The sequence below is a fragment of the Demequina ureilytica genome, assembly GCF_048553575.1.
In the GTDB taxonomy this organism is placed as follows: Bacteria; Actinomycetota; Actinomycetes; order Actinomycetales; family Demequinaceae; genus Demequina.
The window spans coordinates 928,939-943,865 of sequence record NZ_JBLZIE010000001.1; the positions used below are offsets into that span (position 1 = coordinate 928,939).

The 14,927-nt window shown below is 66.8% G+C and carries 22 protein-coding genes; 21 read left to right on the plus strand and 1 reads right to left on the minus strand.

Going from position 1 to position 14,927, the window contains the following annotated elements:
- Window positions 1-7 precede the first annotated feature (7 nt).
- The 21 genes from rplF to ACNI3K_RS04335 all read left to right on the plus strand — a co-directional run bounded on the left by rplF (window position 8) and on the right by ACNI3K_RS04335 (window position 13,879).
- Window positions 8-544: a 50S ribosomal protein L6 gene (gene rplF, locus ACNI3K_RS04235; protein WP_419390599.1), complete on the plus strand. Its 537-nt coding sequence runs from the start codon at window positions 8-10 to the stop codon at window positions 542-544.
- 3 nt (window positions 545-547) lie between these two features.
- Window positions 548-919: a 50S ribosomal protein L18 gene (gene rplR, locus ACNI3K_RS04240; protein WP_419390600.1), complete on the plus strand. Its 372-nt coding sequence runs from the start codon at window positions 548-550 to the stop codon at window positions 917-919.
- 25 nt (window positions 920-944) lie between these two features.
- Entirely contained in the window at window positions 945-1,505 is a 561-nt protein-coding gene (gene rpsE / locus ACNI3K_RS04245) for a 30S ribosomal protein S5 (protein WP_419390601.1), read from the plus strand.
- The gene (gene rpmD / locus ACNI3K_RS04250; protein ID WP_419390602.1) at window positions 1,505-1,687 is read left to right on the plus strand and encodes a 50S ribosomal protein L30; all 183 of its coding nucleotides are present in this window, start codon (window positions 1,505-1,507) and stop codon (window positions 1,685-1,687) included. Before rpsE ends, rpmD begins: the two co-directional genes overlap by 1 nt.
- The gene (rplO, locus tag ACNI3K_RS04255; protein WP_419390603.1) at window positions 1,687-2,433 is read left to right on the plus strand and encodes a 50S ribosomal protein L15; all 747 of its coding nucleotides are present in this window, start codon (window positions 1,687-1,689) and stop codon (window positions 2,431-2,433) included. The genes rpmD and rplO overlap by 1 nt, the downstream gene beginning before the upstream one ends.
- 99 nt (window positions 2,434-2,532) lie before the next feature.
- Complete coding sequence (secY, locus tag ACNI3K_RS04260; RefSeq protein WP_419390604.1) at window positions 2,533-3,831, plus strand: preprotein translocase subunit SecY; 1,299 nt, start codon at window positions 2,533-2,535, stop codon at window positions 3,829-3,831.
- The gene (locus tag ACNI3K_RS04265) at window positions 3,831-4,397 is read left to right on the plus strand and encodes an adenylate kinase (protein WP_419390605.1); all 567 of its coding nucleotides are present in this window, start codon (window positions 3,831-3,833) and stop codon (window positions 4,395-4,397) included. The genes secY and ACNI3K_RS04265 overlap by 1 nt, the downstream gene beginning before the upstream one ends.
- A 3-nt stretch (window positions 4,398-4,400) precedes the next feature.
- Window positions 4,401-5,213 carry a type I methionyl aminopeptidase gene (gene map, locus ACNI3K_RS04270; protein ID WP_419390606.1) on the plus strand — a complete coding sequence of 271 codons (813 nt, stop codon included), beginning with the start codon at window positions 4,401-4,403 and terminating at the stop codon, window positions 5,211-5,213.
- A gap of 142 nt (window positions 5,214-5,355) precedes the next feature.
- Window positions 5,356-5,967 (plus strand): hypothetical protein, encoded by a 612-nt coding sequence (locus tag ACNI3K_RS04275; protein ID WP_419390607.1) that lies wholly within the window; start codon window positions 5,356-5,358, stop codon window positions 5,965-5,967.
- Window positions 5,968-6,036: 69 nt separating this feature from the next.
- Window positions 6,037-6,375: a hypothetical protein gene (locus tag ACNI3K_RS04280; protein WP_419390608.1), complete on the plus strand. Its 339-nt coding sequence runs from the start codon at window positions 6,037-6,039 to the stop codon at window positions 6,373-6,375.
- A gap of 127 nt (window positions 6,376-6,502) precedes the next feature.
- Window positions 6,503-6,724 (plus strand): translation initiation factor IF-1, encoded by a 222-nt coding sequence (infA, locus tag ACNI3K_RS04285; protein WP_061963594.1) that lies wholly within the window; start codon window positions 6,503-6,505, stop codon window positions 6,722-6,724.
- Between the two features lie 52 nt (window positions 6,725-6,776).
- Window positions 6,777-6,890, plus strand: a complete 114-nt coding sequence (rpmJ, locus tag ACNI3K_RS04290; protein WP_009679193.1) for a 50S ribosomal protein L36 — start codon at window positions 6,777-6,779, stop codon at window positions 6,888-6,890.
- 125 nt (window positions 6,891-7,015) lie between these two features.
- Window positions 7,016-7,384: a 30S ribosomal protein S13 gene (gene rpsM, locus ACNI3K_RS04295; protein WP_419390609.1), complete on the plus strand. Its 369-nt coding sequence runs from the start codon at window positions 7,016-7,018 to the stop codon at window positions 7,382-7,384.
- Between the two features lie 3 nt (window positions 7,385-7,387).
- Window positions 7,388-7,777, plus strand: coding sequence for a 30S ribosomal protein S11 (gene rpsK / locus ACNI3K_RS04300; protein ID WP_419390610.1), 390 nt, complete (start codon window positions 7,388-7,390; stop codon window positions 7,775-7,777).
- Between the two features lie 156 nt (window positions 7,778-7,933).
- Window positions 7,934-8,923 carry a DNA-directed RNA polymerase subunit alpha gene (locus ACNI3K_RS04305; RefSeq protein WP_419390611.1) on the plus strand — a complete coding sequence of 330 codons (990 nt, stop codon included), beginning with the start codon at window positions 7,934-7,936 and terminating at the stop codon, window positions 8,921-8,923.
- A gap of 20 nt (window positions 8,924-8,943) precedes the next feature.
- The gene (rplQ, locus tag ACNI3K_RS04310; protein ID WP_419390612.1) at window positions 8,944-9,504 is read left to right on the plus strand and encodes a 50S ribosomal protein L17; all 561 of its coding nucleotides are present in this window, start codon (window positions 8,944-8,946) and stop codon (window positions 9,502-9,504) included.
- Between the two features lie 58 nt (window positions 9,505-9,562).
- Window positions 9,563-10,474: a tRNA pseudouridine(38-40) synthase TruA gene (gene truA, locus ACNI3K_RS04315; RefSeq protein ID WP_419390613.1), complete on the plus strand. Its 912-nt coding sequence runs from the start codon at window positions 9,563-9,565 to the stop codon at window positions 10,472-10,474.
- A gap of 147 nt (window positions 10,475-10,621) precedes the next feature.
- Entirely contained in the window at window positions 10,622-11,065 is a 444-nt protein-coding gene (gene rplM / locus ACNI3K_RS04320) for a 50S ribosomal protein L13 (protein ID WP_419390614.1), read from the plus strand.
- A gap of 26 nt (window positions 11,066-11,091) precedes the next feature.
- Window positions 11,092-11,562, plus strand: a complete 471-nt coding sequence (gene rpsI / locus ACNI3K_RS04325) for a 30S ribosomal protein S9 (RefSeq protein WP_419390615.1) — start codon at window positions 11,092-11,094, stop codon at window positions 11,560-11,562.
- A 10-nt stretch (window positions 11,563-11,572) separates the two neighbouring features.
- On the plus strand, window positions 11,573-12,934 hold the full coding sequence (glmM, locus tag ACNI3K_RS04330; protein WP_419390616.1) for a phosphoglucosamine mutase: 1,362 nt from the start codon (window positions 11,573-11,575) through the stop codon (window positions 12,932-12,934).
- A gap of 114 nt (window positions 12,935-13,048) precedes the next feature.
- Window positions 13,049-13,879 carry a DedA family protein gene (locus tag ACNI3K_RS04335; protein ID WP_419390617.1) on the plus strand — a complete coding sequence of 277 codons (831 nt, stop codon included), beginning with the start codon at window positions 13,049-13,051 and terminating at the stop codon, window positions 13,877-13,879.
- Between the two features lie 50 nt (window positions 13,880-13,929).
- Here ACNI3K_RS04335 and coaA read toward each other — a convergent pair whose 3' ends face one another.
- Entirely contained in the window at window positions 13,930-14,904 is a 975-nt protein-coding gene (gene coaA / locus ACNI3K_RS04340) for a type I pantothenate kinase (protein ID WP_419390618.1), read from the minus strand.
- Window positions 14,905-14,927 lie beyond the last annotated feature (23 nt).

Below are 14,927 nucleotides of genomic sequence, written 5' to 3' on the forward strand. Positions count from 1 at the left end.
CGAGACAATGTCACGTATCGGCAAGTACCCCGTTCCGGTTCCTACCGGAGTGGACGTCACGATTGACGGCGCGCAGGTGATGGTCAAGGGCCCCAAGGGCACCCTGTCACTGAGCGTTGCCGAGCCCATCACCGTGCACAAGGGTGAAGGGGAGATCGAGGTGAAGCGCCCGAACGACGAGCGCATCGCGAAGTCTCTTCACGGGCTGACCCGCACGCTCATCGCCAACATGGTCGAGGGCGTCACCAACGGTTACGAGAAGAAGCTCGAGATCGTCGGCACGGGTTACCGTGTCGCGCTCAAGGGATCCGACCTCGAGTTCGCGCTCGGGTTCTCGCACCCAGTCGTCATCACTCCGCCGGAGGGCATCACGTTCTCCGTCGAGGGTCCGACCAAGTTCGCGGTCGCGGGCATCGACAAGCAGCAGGTCGGCGAGACCGCCGCGAACATCCGCAAGGTGCGGCCGCCGGAGCCCTACAAGGGCAAGGGCGTTCGCTACGCGGGCGAGCAGGTGCGCCGCAAGGCAGGAAAGACGGGTAAGTAAGCCATGGCTATCTCAATTAGAGGCAAGGGGAAGACGGTTCAGCGCAAGCGCCGCCACTTCCGCCTGCGCAAGAAGATCTCGGGTACGCCCGCGCGTCCGCGCCTGGTCGTGACCCGTTCCTCCCGCCACATGGTCGCGCAGATCGTGGACGACACGGTTGGCAAGACCCTCGCATCGGCGTCGACCCTCGAGGCCGAGTTCCGTGCGATGGACGGCGACAAGACCGCGAAAGCGACCAAGATCGGCGAGCTCGTCGCAGAGCGCGCAAAGGCTGCCGGCGTCGACACCGTGGTGTTCGACCGCGGCGGTAACCAGTACCACGGTCGTGTGGCTGCGGTCGCCCAGGGCGCTCGAGAGGGTGGCCTGGCCCTGTAGGCCGGGACACAGATAAGGAATTCGTATGGCTGACAACAACCGCCGCGACAATCGCCGCGGCAACGAGCCTGACAACAAGTTCATCGAGCGCGTGGTGACCATCAACCGCGTGTCCAAGGTCGTCAAGGGCGGCCGTCGCTTCGGCTTCACGGCGCTGGTCGTCGTGGGCGATGGCGAGGGCAACGTGGGCGTGGGCTACGGCAAGGCCAAAGAGGTCCCCGCCGCGATCTCCAAGGGTGTCGAGGAGGCGAAGCGCAACTTCTTCCGCGTTCCGCGCATCCAGGGCACCATCCCGCATGTCGTGCAGGGTGAGGCAGCCGCCGGTGTCGTGTTCCTGCGCCCGGCCGCTCCAGGTACTGGTGTGATCGCGGGTGGACCCGTCCGCGCCGTGCTCGAGTGCGCTGGCGTCCACGACATCCTGTCGAAGTCGCTGGGCTCCTCGAACTCGATCAACATCGTGCACGCCACGGTGGCCGCGCTCAAGTCGCTCGAGCTGCCTGAGGCAGTCGCTGCTCGCCGAGGCATGTCCGTGGAGGACGTGGCCCCGGCCGCGATGCTCCGCGCGCAGGCTGCGGGGGTGAAGTGATGGCTCGCCTGAAGATCCAGCAGAAGAAGTCGACGATCGGCACCAAGCCGCAGCACCGCGAGACTGTTCGCTCGCTGGGACTCAAGCGCATCGGCGACATCGTCATGAAGGAGGACCGTCCCGAGATTCGCGGGATGGTCAAGGCGGTCGACCACCTGGTCACCGTCGAGGAGGTGGAGTGATGGCTGACGAGAAGAAGGCCGCGGCCGACAAGGCCGACAAGCCGGCTAAGAAGCCTGCGGCGAAGAAGGTTGCTGCGTCGTCTGAGACGACCGCCGCCAAGAAGCCCGCAGCTAAGAAGCCTGCTGCCAAGAAGGCGCCTGCGAAGTCGGAGTCTGCCGCGGCAGACTCCGCCCCCGCATCGGCCGCGAAGAAGGCTCCCGCAGCGAAGTCGTCGTCCTCGACGACCGCGGCGAGCAAGCCTGCCGCCAAGAAGGCGGCCGCGACCGAGGCCGAGTCCACGGACAAGGCCGCGAAGGTGACCACGCTGAAGATGCACCACCTGCGTCCTGCAGAAGGCTCACACGCTCGCAAGATTCGCGTGGGTCGCGGTGAAGGTGGCCGCAAGGGCAAGACGGCAGGTCGAGGCACTAAGGGCACGGGCGCCCGTTACCAGGTTCCCGAGCGCTTCGAGGGCGGTCAGACGCCGATCCACATGCGGATTCCGAAGTTGCCCGGATTCCGGAACCCGTTCCGGACCGAGTACCAGGTCGTCAACGTTTCGCAGATCGCCGAGTTGTTCCCCAAGGGCGGGAAGGTCACCAAGGCCGACCTCGTCGACAAGGGAGCCGTTCGCAAGAACCAGCTCGTGAAGGTGCTGGGAGATGGCGATATTTCTGTGAAGGTCGAGATCGTGGACGCGGACAAGGTTTCGCAGTCCGCGAAGACCAAGATCGAGGCGGCTGGCGGCTCGGTCAACGAGAGCTAGAGTCGTGGGCGGGTCGCACGTGAGGTGCGGCCCGCTCCGGCTGTCCGCCGCCGTACCCGTTCGTCGCCGATTCGTCGGCGCATAAGTGGAGGAACATCAATGCTGAGTGGCTTCCTGAGTGCGTTCCGTACGCCCGATCTGCGGAAGAAGCTGCTCTTCACGCTGGGCATTCTCGCGATCTACCGGCTGGGTGTAGCTATCCCCACGCCTGGTGTCGACTACGCCAACGTCCAGCTGTGTGCAGGCCAGACCACCACCAACACCGCGTTCGAGGTGCTCAACCTCTTCTCAGGTGGAGCGCTCCTCCAACTCTCGGTGTTCGCGCTGGGCATCATGCCCTACATCACCGCGTCGATCATGGTGCAGCTGCTCCGCGTGCTGATCCCCCGCTTCGAGGCCCTCAACAAGGAGGGCCAGGAGGGGCAGGCGAAGCTGACGCAGTACACGCGCTACATCACCGTCGGCTTCGCAGTCCTGCAGTCCGCCTCGTACATCACCATGGCGCGCAACGATCTGTTCTTCCCCGGCTGTGCCGTGCCGATTATCCCGGACGACTCCTGGTACACGATCGCCGTGATGATCCTGACGATGACCACCGGCACCGTGCTGATCATGTGGCTCGGCGAGCGGATCACCGAGCGCGGTGTCGGCAACGGCATGTCGCTGCTGATCTTCACGTCGATCGCAGCCTCCTTCCCGGGCGTCGGCTCCGCGATCTGGAACTCGTCCAACGGACTGCAGAACTCGATCATCGTCGGAATCATCGTGCTGATCGTGATCGCGGCAGTCGTGTTCGTCGAGCAGTCGCAGCGCCGCATCCCCGTGCAGTACGCCAAGCGCATGGTGGGCCGTCGGATGCTGGGCGGCTCCTCGACCTACATTCCGATCAAGATCAACATGGCGGGCATCATCCCCGTGATCTTCGCCTCGTCGCTGCTGATGCTGCCGCAGGTGATCAGCCAGTTCGCTGGCAACGACCCGAACGATGTGATCGTGTGGCTGCGCGACAACGTGGCCGATCCGTCCGCACCGCTCAACATCGCGCTGTACATCCTGCTGATCGTCTTCTTCGCCTACTTCTACACGGCGATCACGTTCAACCCGAACGACGTCGCAGACAACATGAAGAAGTACGGCGGGTTCATCCCGGGCATCCGGCCGGGACAGCCCACCGCCGACTTCCTCGCCTACGTGCTGTCCCGCATCACGGCCGCCGGCTCGCTGTACCTGGCCGCGGTGGCGCTCATTCCCACGATCACGTTCATCGTGCTCGGGCTCGACACGTCGATCCCGTTCGGTGGCGCCTCCATCCTGATTCTGGTGGGCGTGGGTCTCGACACCGTGAAGCGCATCCAGTCGCAGCTGGAGCAGCGTCACTATGAAGGGTTCCTCAAGTAATGCGCACCGTTCTCCTCGGCCCGCCTGGAGCGGGCAAGGGTACTCAGGCCACCCGCCTCGCTGACCGCTGGGGCGTCCCCGCCATCTCGACCGGCGATATCTTCCGCACCAACGTGCAGGGCAAGACGGAGCTGGGTCGCCGTGCCCAGGAGTACATGTCCGCAGGTGCCCTCGTCCCGGACGAGATCACCAACGCCATGGTGCGCGACAGGCTCGCGCAGGAGGATGTGGCGGGCGGGTTCCTGCTCGATGGGTACCCCCGCAACCCAGACCAGGCGGTCGAGCTCGACACGATGCTGTCCGAGCTTGGGGTCGAACTGGACGTGGCGATCGAGATCACGGTCGACCAGGAGGCTGTCACCGACCGCCTCCTCAAGCGCGCCGAGATCGAGGGCCGTGCGGATGACACCGAGCCGGTGATTCGCAAGCGCCTCGAGGTGTATGCCAAGCAGACCGCCCCGGTCGCCGCGTACTACGACGGTCGCGGTCTGCTCGTCCAGGTTGATGGGATGAGCGAGATCGATGTCGTGACGGAGGCGATCATCGCCGCCGTCGCTTCCCGCTGACGCGTGCGCGACCGCATCGAGTACAAGACCCGCGAGCAGATGCGGGTGATGGCCCGCGCCGGCCTGGTCGTCGAGCGCGCGCTGGCCGCTGCGAAGACAGCGGCAGTGCCGGGCGCCACCACTCGTGACATCGAGGCGGCGGCTGCGGCCGTGATCGCCGATGCGGGTGCCACCTCCAACTTCCTCGGGTACTACGGCTTCCCCTCGACCGCGTGCGTGTCTGTCAACGACGAGATTGTCCACGGCATCCCAGGCGACCGGGTGATCGAGGACGGCGATGTCGTGTCCATCGACTGCGGCGCGATCGTCGATGGTTGGCACGGCGACTCGGCTATCTCCCTGATTGCCGGCACTCCGAGATCCGATGATGATGTCCGTCTGGTCGAGAACACACGCCGGTCGCTGTGGGCAGGAGTCGCCGCTCTCGCGACGGCGTCTCGGCTTGATGGTGTGGGCGCGGCGATCGAGGACGTCACCGAGGCCGCGGGTCTCCACCCCCTGGTGGGATACGTGGGCCACGGCATTGGCACCGCCATGCACCAGGCGCCGGACGTCATGAACTACCGCACACGGGGCCGGCTCGCCCGCGTGAAACCCGGCCTGTGCGTCGCGATCGAGCCGATGCTCGTGCAGGGAACGTCCGAGTCGAGGGTCCTGGAAGACGACTGGACCGTGGTCTCGGCTGACGGGTCGCGCGGCGCGCATTGGGAGCACTCGATCGCCGTGCACGACGGAGGCATCTGGGTGCTGACCGCCAGCGACGGCGGCCGGTCGGGACTGGCCCCGCACGGCATCGAGCCAGCTCCTCTCGACTGACCTTGCCGTAGGCCGCCGTGTGACCCAGTCCACGCCGGGTAACCGGGTTGTTACTGGCGAGCCGTTCAGGCGCAACATGCCGCCACTAGGCTCATGACCAGGACGGGCCGCACCGGTCCGCTCGACATGGGGGACAGCTGCGATGGCACGCGGATTCAACTATGCACCCGGCGCCGCCGACGAGGTGGAGATCGCCGGCTCCCCGACCCTGCAGCGCGCCCAGATCTCCGCCCTCGCCCAGAGCCGCAACTCCGTCGTGCGTGAGGTGCTCGCCGCGCGAGGGGACCTCGCCCTCGGGCAGATGGTGACCTTGGCCCACGACAGGTCCACCGAGGTGAGGGGTGCCCTTGCAGCGAACCCTGCCGCGGCACAGTCAGTCCTGGAGCACCTGGCGGAGGACCGGCAAGCCTCCGTCCTCACGGCGCTCATTGCGAACCCCGCAGCACCGCCCGCGGTGGTCGAACGGCTGGCCTTCCACCGCAAGTCGCAGATCCGTTTTGCTGCGGCCCAGCGCATGAACGGGGACGCCGGCAGCGGCGGCGGGCCAGGCGTCGAACCGTCCCCGACGACCTCACGCGGGGGCCCCGTGACGTTGGCTTCGCGCGCGCCGGAGATGACCGAGCGGACGCGCGGGGTCGACGGCGCGGACGAGGTCGGCGCGGCCACCGACTGGCCGGTCGCGCCCGAGCCCGCTCCCCCCGGGCGCCCTCCCCTCACCGCGCGGCTCCCTCAAGTGCAGCCACCTGCTGAATGAGACTCGCCGAGCTGTCGTGTTCTTCACAGGGCATCGCGGCCGGTCCGGCGTGGTCCTAGAATGGCGGCAGTGAAGGACCGGACCGAAGGGGGAGTGCAGGTGAGCTTCTCCTCTGCTCGCGGGGCCTCTGAAGACGTGGTGAAGGCGCTCGACCCGCAGGTCACCGGCGGGGACCTGCTCCGCCTCGCCGTGCACCGCGAGCCTCCGGTTCGCGCGGCCGTGGCAAGCCGCCACGACTGTCCTGCAGGAGCCCTGATCTCCCTGGGTCACGATCACTCGGTCGAGGTGCTCGAGGCGCTCATCGCCAATCCCCGCACGCCGTCGTCCGTGATCCGCAACCTGGCGGACAGCCGCAACGAGAAGATCTCGGGCGCGGCGGTCCAGCGGCTGCGCAACAGCTACCGCTGAACCGGCTCGAGCCCGGCCCGACCCGTCTCTCGGTCGCGCGGTTGAGAACCCCCCAGAACTCCCGTATAGTGGTGCGTCGGGCGTTTTCGCGCGCCCGGAAAACTGTCAACCAATGTGAGTGGAGTCCATGGCCAAGAAAGACGGCGTCATCGAGGTCGAGGGCTCGGTCGTGGAGGCACTTCCCAACGCCTCCTTCCGAGTGGAGCTGACCAATGGTCATCTCGTCCTCGCACACATCTCAGGCAAGATGCGACAGCACTACATCCGGATCCTCCCCGAGGACCGCGTAGTGGTCGAGTTGAGCCCATACGACCTGTCCCGCGGCCGTATCGTCTACCGCTACAAGTGAGTCGTCGCCGGCGCGCATCTGCGTCACCAGCGCCGACGGCGAAGGAAGAAAAATGAAGGTTAAGCCCAGCGTCAAGCCGATCTGCGAGAAGTGCAAGGTCATTCGTCGTAACGGCCGAGTCATGGTCATCTGCGACAACCTGCGCCACAAGCAGCGTCAGGGCTAGACACACCAAGAAACGCGTTCAGGCAACCGAGAGGTAGCCCCCGGCTCGGAGGCCGGGGCCCGCATCCACCACGCGGGAGGCCTGAGCGTCAGACCTCCGACTACTGAGGAGTAGAAACAGCACTTATGGCACGCATCGTAGGAGTCGATCTTCCGCGCGACAAGCGCATGGAGATCGCGCTCACCTATATCTATGGGATCGGCCGGACTCGTTCGGCTCAGATCCTCGCCGCCACCGGGATCAGCCCGGACCTCCGCGTCAAGGACGCGGCGGACACTGACCTGGTCGCGATCCGCGACTTCATCGAGGCGAACTTCCAGGTGGAGGGCGACCTCCGCCGCGAGGTGACGGGCGACATTCGCCGCAAGGTCGAGATCGGCAACTACCAGGGACTGCGTCACCGTCGTGGCATGCCGGTCCGTGGCCAGCGCACGAAGACCAACGCCCGCACGCGCAAGGGCCCCAAGAAGACCGTCGCCGGAAAGAAGAAGTAAGCCATGGCAGCTCCTACCCGCAAGCCGCGCAAGAAGATCAAGAAGACCGTCGCTCACGGTCAGGCGCACATCAAGTCAACGTTCAACAACACGATCATCTCGATCACGGACCCTGCCGGTGCCGTGGTGTCGTGGTCGTCGTCGGGCCAGGTGGGCTTCAAGGGCTCACGCAAGTCGACTCCGTATGCCGCGCAGATGGCCGCCGAATCGGCCGCCCGCCGCGCGCAGGATGCCGGCATGAGCAAGGTCGACGTGTTCGTCAAGGGACCGGGCTCGGGTCGCGACACCGCGATCCGTTCACTGACCGCTGCAGGCCTCGAGGTGACCTCCATCAAGGACGTCACCCCGCAGGCGCACAACGGTTGCCGCCCGCCCAAGCGTCGCCGCAACTAGTACTAGCCGGCGTCGTCCTGACGCCACACGCCCGCCCCCAGCGCCCGCATCGGCGCTGGGCGCGGACGACCAATTGAAGAACCGTGACCCCGCCGGTCCCCATGCCGTCGGATCTTGCGAGCATCAAATAGCGGGTGCTCGGAAAGGAATTGAACAGTGCTCATTGCACAGCGTCCCACCCTGACCGAGAAGGTCATCTCGGACAACCGTTCGCAGTTCTCCCTCAAGCCGCTCGAGCCTGGCTTCGGCTACACGCTCGGCAACTCACTGCGCCGCACCCTGCTGTCGTCCATCCCGGGCGCAGCGATCACCTCGGTGCGGTTCGAGGGCGTCCTCCACGAGTTCACGACCATTGAGGGCGTGAAGGAGGACGTGACCGAGATCATGTTGAACCTCAAGAACCTGGTCGTGTCCTCCGAGCACGACGAGCCGGTCGTGATGTACCTGCGCAAGTCCGGCGCTGGCGCCGTGACCGCCGCCGACATCGCGCCGCCTGCCGGCGTGGAGGTTCACAACCCGGACCTGCACATTGCGACGCTCAACTCGAAGGCCAAGTTCGAGGTCGAGCTCACGGTCGAGCGCGGGCGCGGCTACGTACCCTCCGCGATGAACAAGAGCTACGACGCCGAGATCGGTCAGATCCCGGTCGACTCGATCTACTCGCCGGTCCTCAAGGTGACCTACAAGGTCGAGGCCACGCGAGTGGCGCAGCGTACTGACTTCGACGAGCTGATCATCGACGTCGAGACCAAGTCCTCGATCTCTGCCCGTGACGCTCTCGCGTCGGCAGGTTCGACGCTGGTGGAGCTGTTCTCGCTCGCGAAGGGCCTGAACGAGGCCGCTGAGGGCATCGAGATCGGCCCGTCGGACACCGACGAGTCGCTCGAAGAGGACTACAACCAGCCCATCGAGGAGCTGAACCTCACGCAGCGCTCGTACAACTGCCTCAAGCGCGAGGGCATCCACACCGTTGGCGAGCTGACTGCTCGCTCGGAAGCGGACCTCATGGACATCCGCAACTTCGGGCAGAAGTCGATCACCGAGGTCAAGGAGAAGCTCGCTGAGCTCGGCTTCTCCCTCAAGGACGGCGGCACCGAGTACGACGGCTCCTCAGCGGGCGTGTACTTCTCGGGCAGCGAAGAATAACCAAGGAGACCTGAAGCAAAATGCCTACCCCCACTAAGGGCGCGCGCCTCGGCGGCGGTCCTGCCCACGAGCGTCAGATCCTGGCGAACCTTGCGCAGAGCCTCTTCGAGCACGGCCGCATCACCACCACCGCCACCAAGGCCAAGCGCCTGCGCCCGTACGCCGAGCGCATCGTCACCTTCGCCAAGCGGGGCGACCTCGCTTCGCGCCGCAAGGTGCTCGGACTGCTCTCGGACAAGGGCGTGGTTCACGCGCTCTTCACCGAGATTGGCCCCGGCTTCGCGGAGCGCGAGGGCGGTTACACCCGCATCACGAAGATCGGCGCTCGCAAGGGTGACAACGCACCCATGGCGGTCATCGAGCTCGTAGAGTTCGGCGCGCCGCCCAAGAAGGCCGTCAAGAACGAGGCCGAGAAGGCGACCAAGAAGGCCGCCCCGAAGGCGAAGGCCGCCAAGGCCGATGAGCCGGCCGCCGAGGCCCCCGAGGCCGAGGTCAAGCCCGATGAGACCGAGGGCGCGCACGCTGAGGCTCCGGCCGAGGGCGCTGACGACTCCTCCGCCGAGAAGGCAGACGACAAGTAATTCCGCCGATGCGCGGGCCACGGGCCTGCGCTGATGCGCACGTACGAGGCGGGCTCTCATGACCAGGCTGGATTCCAGTGAGGTCGTGAGGGTCCGCCTCGACTTGTCTTACGACGGCACCGAGTTCGCGGGTTGGGCAGTGCAGCCAGGCCTGCGCACGGTGCAGGGCGAGGTGGAGCAGGCCCTGTCGCGCATTCTGCGCGACGATGAGGGCAGTCCGGTGGCTGTGCGCACCACGGTCGCGGGTAGGACCGATGCGGGCGTCCACGCCCGTGGGCAGGTCGCACACATCGACGTGCCGGTGAGTTCGTGGTCGCGGATGCCAGGTCGGACTCCGCGCACGCCCGAACAAGGGTTTCGGGATCGGCTCGATGGGGTCCTGAGCGACGACATCGCGATCAGGCACGCTGCGGTCGCCCCGGAGGGCTTCGACGCCCGGTTCGCCGCGACGGAGCGGCGCTACGCCTACCGCGTGTGCGACGACGTCCAGTTGCGCGACCCGCTCACGCGACGCTTCGTGACGTGGCACGAACGGGCGCTTGACGTCGACGAGCTGAATGCCGCGTCCGCGACGCTCATCGGTCTGCGGGACTTCGCACCGTTCTGCCGTGCCCGCGACGGCGCGACCACCATTCGAGACCTGACCGAGCTGTCGTGGCAGCGCGCGCACGAGGGGGCGGATGCCGGACTGGTGGTGGCCACCGTGCGGGCCGACGCCTTCTGCCACTCCATGGTGCGCTCGCTCGTCGGGGCGCTGCTCGCCGTGGGTGAGGGCCGGCGGGACCTGTCGTGGCTGGCTCGCGCTGCGGCGACCACGGGCCGGTCCGGTGCCGTGAAGGTCGCTGCGGCTCGGGGGCTCACTCTGGAGAAGGTCACGTACCCTGCGGATGAGCACCTGGCGAGCCGCGCTGAGGTCACTCGGGCCCGTCGCCAGGCCGAGGTGGGGGACCGGGGCGAGGACTGGAATTGACCATGTCGTCTGCGTCCCGGTAGACTCGCCTGTCGTTGTGCGTTCCACGTGGAATGGTGCCTCCCACTCGCCTCCGCCGGACCCGCCGACCGAACCCTTGCGGTGCCTCAGGCCCCGCCCATCGTTAACGAGTTAGAAGGCTTCACAGTGCGTACGTATTCTCCCAAGCCGGGTGACGTGACCATCAACTGGTACGTCATCGATGCTGCTGACGTGGTTCTCGGTCGTCTGGCCTCACAGGCTGCTTCGCTGATCCGCGGCAAGCACAAGGCGACCTTTGCCCCCCACGTCGACAACGGCGACTTCGTCATCGTGATCAACGCGGAAAAGGTGTCGCTGTCCGGCACCAAGGCCACCGACAAGATGGTCTACCGCCACTCGGGCTTCCCGGGCGGCCTGTCGGCCGTCCCGATCGGCGAGCTTCTCGAGAAGAACCCGCAGCGGGTCATCGAGAACGCGGTGAAGGGCATGCTGCCCCACACCAAGCTCGGCCGCGCCCAGCTGTCCAAGCTCAAGGTCTATGCAGGCCCTGAGCACCCACACGCCGCGCAGCAGCCGCAGGCGTTCCAGATCTCGCAGGTGGCGCAGTAGCGCCCGGCATCAAGGACTGAATCAACGTGACTGAGACCGTCGAGAACGACACGCCCACCGAGTACACCTCCGAGTCCGCTCCCGAGCGCGGCAAGGGCTCATCGACCATCGCCCCCGGCGCTGGCCTGGGTCGCCGCAAGCAGGCCATCGCCCGAGTTCGCCTGGTGCCCGGCACCGGTGAGTGGAAGATCAATGGCCGCAACCTCGAGACCTACTTCCCCAACAAGGTCCACCAGCAGCTCGTGAACGATCCGTTCACGCTGCTCGACATTGACGGCAAGTTCGATGTGCACGCCCGCATCACCGGCGGCGGCGCCTCGGGTCAGGCCGGCGCACTGCGCCTGGGCGTGGCTCGTGCCCTCAACGAGATCGATGAAGAGACCAACCGTGCGGCGCTCAAGAAGGCGGGCTTCCTGACCCGTGACGCCCGCGTGGTCGAGCGCAAGAAGGCGGGTCTCAAGAAGGCCCGTCGCGCCCCCCAGTACTCGAAGCGCTAACCGACCGCGCATGGCGCGACTCTTCGGCACGGACGGGGTCCGTGGCCTTGCCAACCGTGACATCACGGCTGAGCTGGCCGTGGACCTCGCCGTGGCCGCAGCCTTCGTGCTCGCCGAGCGTGGCGAGTTCGCCGGTCATCGGCCTCGCGCGGTGCTCGGCAGGGACACGCGTGTCTCGGGCCAGTTCCTGTCCTCGGCCGTCGCCGCAGGGCTCGCGTCTGCGGGTGTCGACGTCCTGGACGTCGGAGTGCTCCCGACCCCCGGCGTGGCCTATCTCACGGCATCCACCAATGCCGACATCGGCGTGGTGATCTCCGCCTCGCACAACCCGATGCCAGACAACGGCATCAAGTTCTTCTCCCGCGGCGGCCACAAGTTGGACGACGCGGTCGAGCAGGCGATCGAGGAGCGGCTCGGCGCTGACTGGGACCGTCCCACCGGCGCGGCCGTGGGCTCTATTTCGCCATCCGCAGAGCTCGCGGAGGACTACGTCCAGCACGTGGTGTCGGCGGCGCGTTCCTTCGCGGGTACGGACATGCCGCTCGCAGGGCTGTCCATCGTGGTCGATGCTGCGCATGGGGCTGCCAGCGCTCTCGGTCCCCGCGCGCTCGTCGCGGCGGGTGCGGACGTGCACGTCATGAACGCGGCCCCCGACGGTCACAACATCAACGACGGGGTCGGCTCCACTCACCTCGACGGACTCAGCAGGACCGTCGTAGAGCGCGGCGCCGACATGGGCGTCGCATACGACGGTGACGCGGATCGGTGCCTTGCCGTGGATCACACCGGTGCCATCGTCAATGGCGACTCGATCATGGGGCTGCTCGCGCTGTCGATGCAGCGCTCCGGCGCGCTGTACCACGACACCTTGGTCGCGACCCTGATGTCCAACTTGGGCCTGCACCACGCGATGACTGCCGCAGGCATCACGATTGTCGAGTCCGCAGTGGGAGACCGGTACGTGCTCGAGGCGATGCGCGACGGCGGCTTCTCGCTCGGTGGTGAGCAGTCGGGGCACGTGATCGTCGCGGAGTACGCGACCACTGGCGACGGCGTGCTCACATCGCTGCTGGTGGGTGCACAGGTGGCGGCAGGGGAGTCCCTGCGCGATCAGTGCGCCAGCATCACGACACTGCCGCAGGTGCTAGTCAACGTCTCCGGAGCGGATCGCACCCGCGTGTACAGCGACGACGCGGTTCAGCAGGCAGTCGCAGGTGCGCGAGCCGCACTGGGTGACTCCGGTCGGGTGCTGCTGCGCCCCTCTGGCACCGAGAATCTGGTCAGGGTGATGGTCGAGGCGACCACGGCCGAAGACGCACAGCGTCACGCCGATGCGCTGGCGGGCGTGGTCCGCGAACGCCTGACCCTGTAGCCGTGGGCGGGGCGACGGACGTTGCGAGGCTGCGAGTTCATCGGCCGTCCGCACCGCCCCCTGTCAGGGTGATGCCCCATCGCGCACGGTTCCAAGTGCTGGAACACTGAATCCGTGGAAGACACCCCCTTCATCGACTGGTTCCTGCAGTTCTCCTCACGCACCGAGGAGTACGTGCTGGAGCTCAGCGAGTCGCTGTGGATCTATCCGGGAGTCTTCGTGCTGTCGGTGATCGACGGCTTCTTCCCGGTCGTGCCCAGCGAGTCCGTGATCATCGCGACCGCGACGGCCTCGTTGCAGACCGGCAGTCCGCTGCTGGTGCTGATCTTCCTGTGCGGCGCGGTGGGTGCATGGGGTGGCGACCAGATCGCCTATCTCATTGGCGCCCGCGCTGACGTGCGGCGCTGGCGGATCTTCAAGCGTGACCGGTGGCGCCGCGGTCTGGACTGGGCGGAGCACCAGTTGGAGAGGCGTGGCCCCACCTTCATCATCGCCGCGCGGTTCGTGCCCATGGGTCGGGTGCTGGTGAACCTCTCGGCGGGAGCGCTGCGGTTCCCTCATCGTCGCTTCATGGGGGTCGACGCGATCGCGGTGACGATCTGGGCCGCGTGGAGCATCGCGCTCGGATCCGCCGCGGGCGCGCTCTTCCCCGAAGACAACCTCCTACTCTCGATCGTCGTGGGGGTCGCGGCGGGCGTCGTGCTTGGGCTGTTCGTCGACAAGGTGCTGTCGTGGTTCGGGCTGAGCGAGCCCGAGATGCCGGACCTTGCCGCCGAGATCGAGGAGTCACTCACCGACGAGCAACGTGAAGAGGCGGAGCGCCATGGTGCCGAGCGCGAGGCGCGTCACGACCACAGGATCGAGCGCCGCGCGGAACCGCGGGAGCAGCGCCATGACGAGACGTCTTCCCGAGGTACGGGCGACCGCGACGGCGCGGCGGGCTGACGGCCAGCGAGGCCGGCGGTTGATGCCTGGTGCCCGGCCGGCTCAGCAGTTCACAACTTGCGCATGCGCACGGACTCGACCTGGTGATTGGCGCCCTTGGCGAGGATGATCGTGGCGCGCGAGCGGGTGGGCGCGATGTTGCGGGCCAGGTTCGGCGCGTTGATCGCATCCCAGATCTCGCTCGCGCGAGCCGTCGCCTCCTCGTCGGAAAGGTCCGAGTACGACTGGAAGTACGACTCCGGCCGGGTGAACGCCGTCGCGCGCAACTGCAGGAATCGTTCGATGTACCAGCGCCGCACGTGGTGCGGCCGCGCATCGACGTAGATGGACACGTCGAAGTAGTCGGACACAGCGAGCGCGGTGTCGTCCAGGTCGCGGGGCGTCGCGGGCTGCAGCACGTTGAGACCTTCGACGATGAGCACGTCGGGCTGATTCACGGTGATCCGCTCCCCGGGCACGATGTCGTACGTGATGTGCGAATAGACGGGGGCGTGCACCTCGGGCAGGCCTGACTTCACGTCTGCGATGAACTGGCGCAGCGCGCGGCGGTCGTAGGACTCCGGAAATCCCTTGCGGTCGAGGATCCCGCGTGCCTTCAGGACAGAGTTCGGGTACAGGAACCCGTCGGTCGTGACCAGTGACACCCGGGGTGTCTCCGGCCACCGTGCCATCAGCTCCCGCAGCACTCGCGCCGTGGTGGACTTGCCTACCGCGACAGAGCCGGCGATGCCGATCACGAACGGGGTGCGCGAGGCACGCTCGCCCAGGAACGCGCTGGTCGCCGCGTGGAGCTCTCCCGTAGCGCCCGAATACAGGTTCAGCAGCCGCGACAGCGGCCGGTAGATGGTGTCGACCTCCGCCAGGTCGATCGGATCGCCGAGCCCGCGCACTCGCGCGATGTCCTCCTCGCGAAGCGGGAGCGGGGTCGTGTCCGCAAGGGCCGCCCACTCGCGGCGAGAGAATGTCACGAAGGGACTGGCTTCGTCGACGAATGAGCGCTCGTTCACTCGCCCATTGAACCTCATGGGTGCGGCGAGTCCGCACAGCA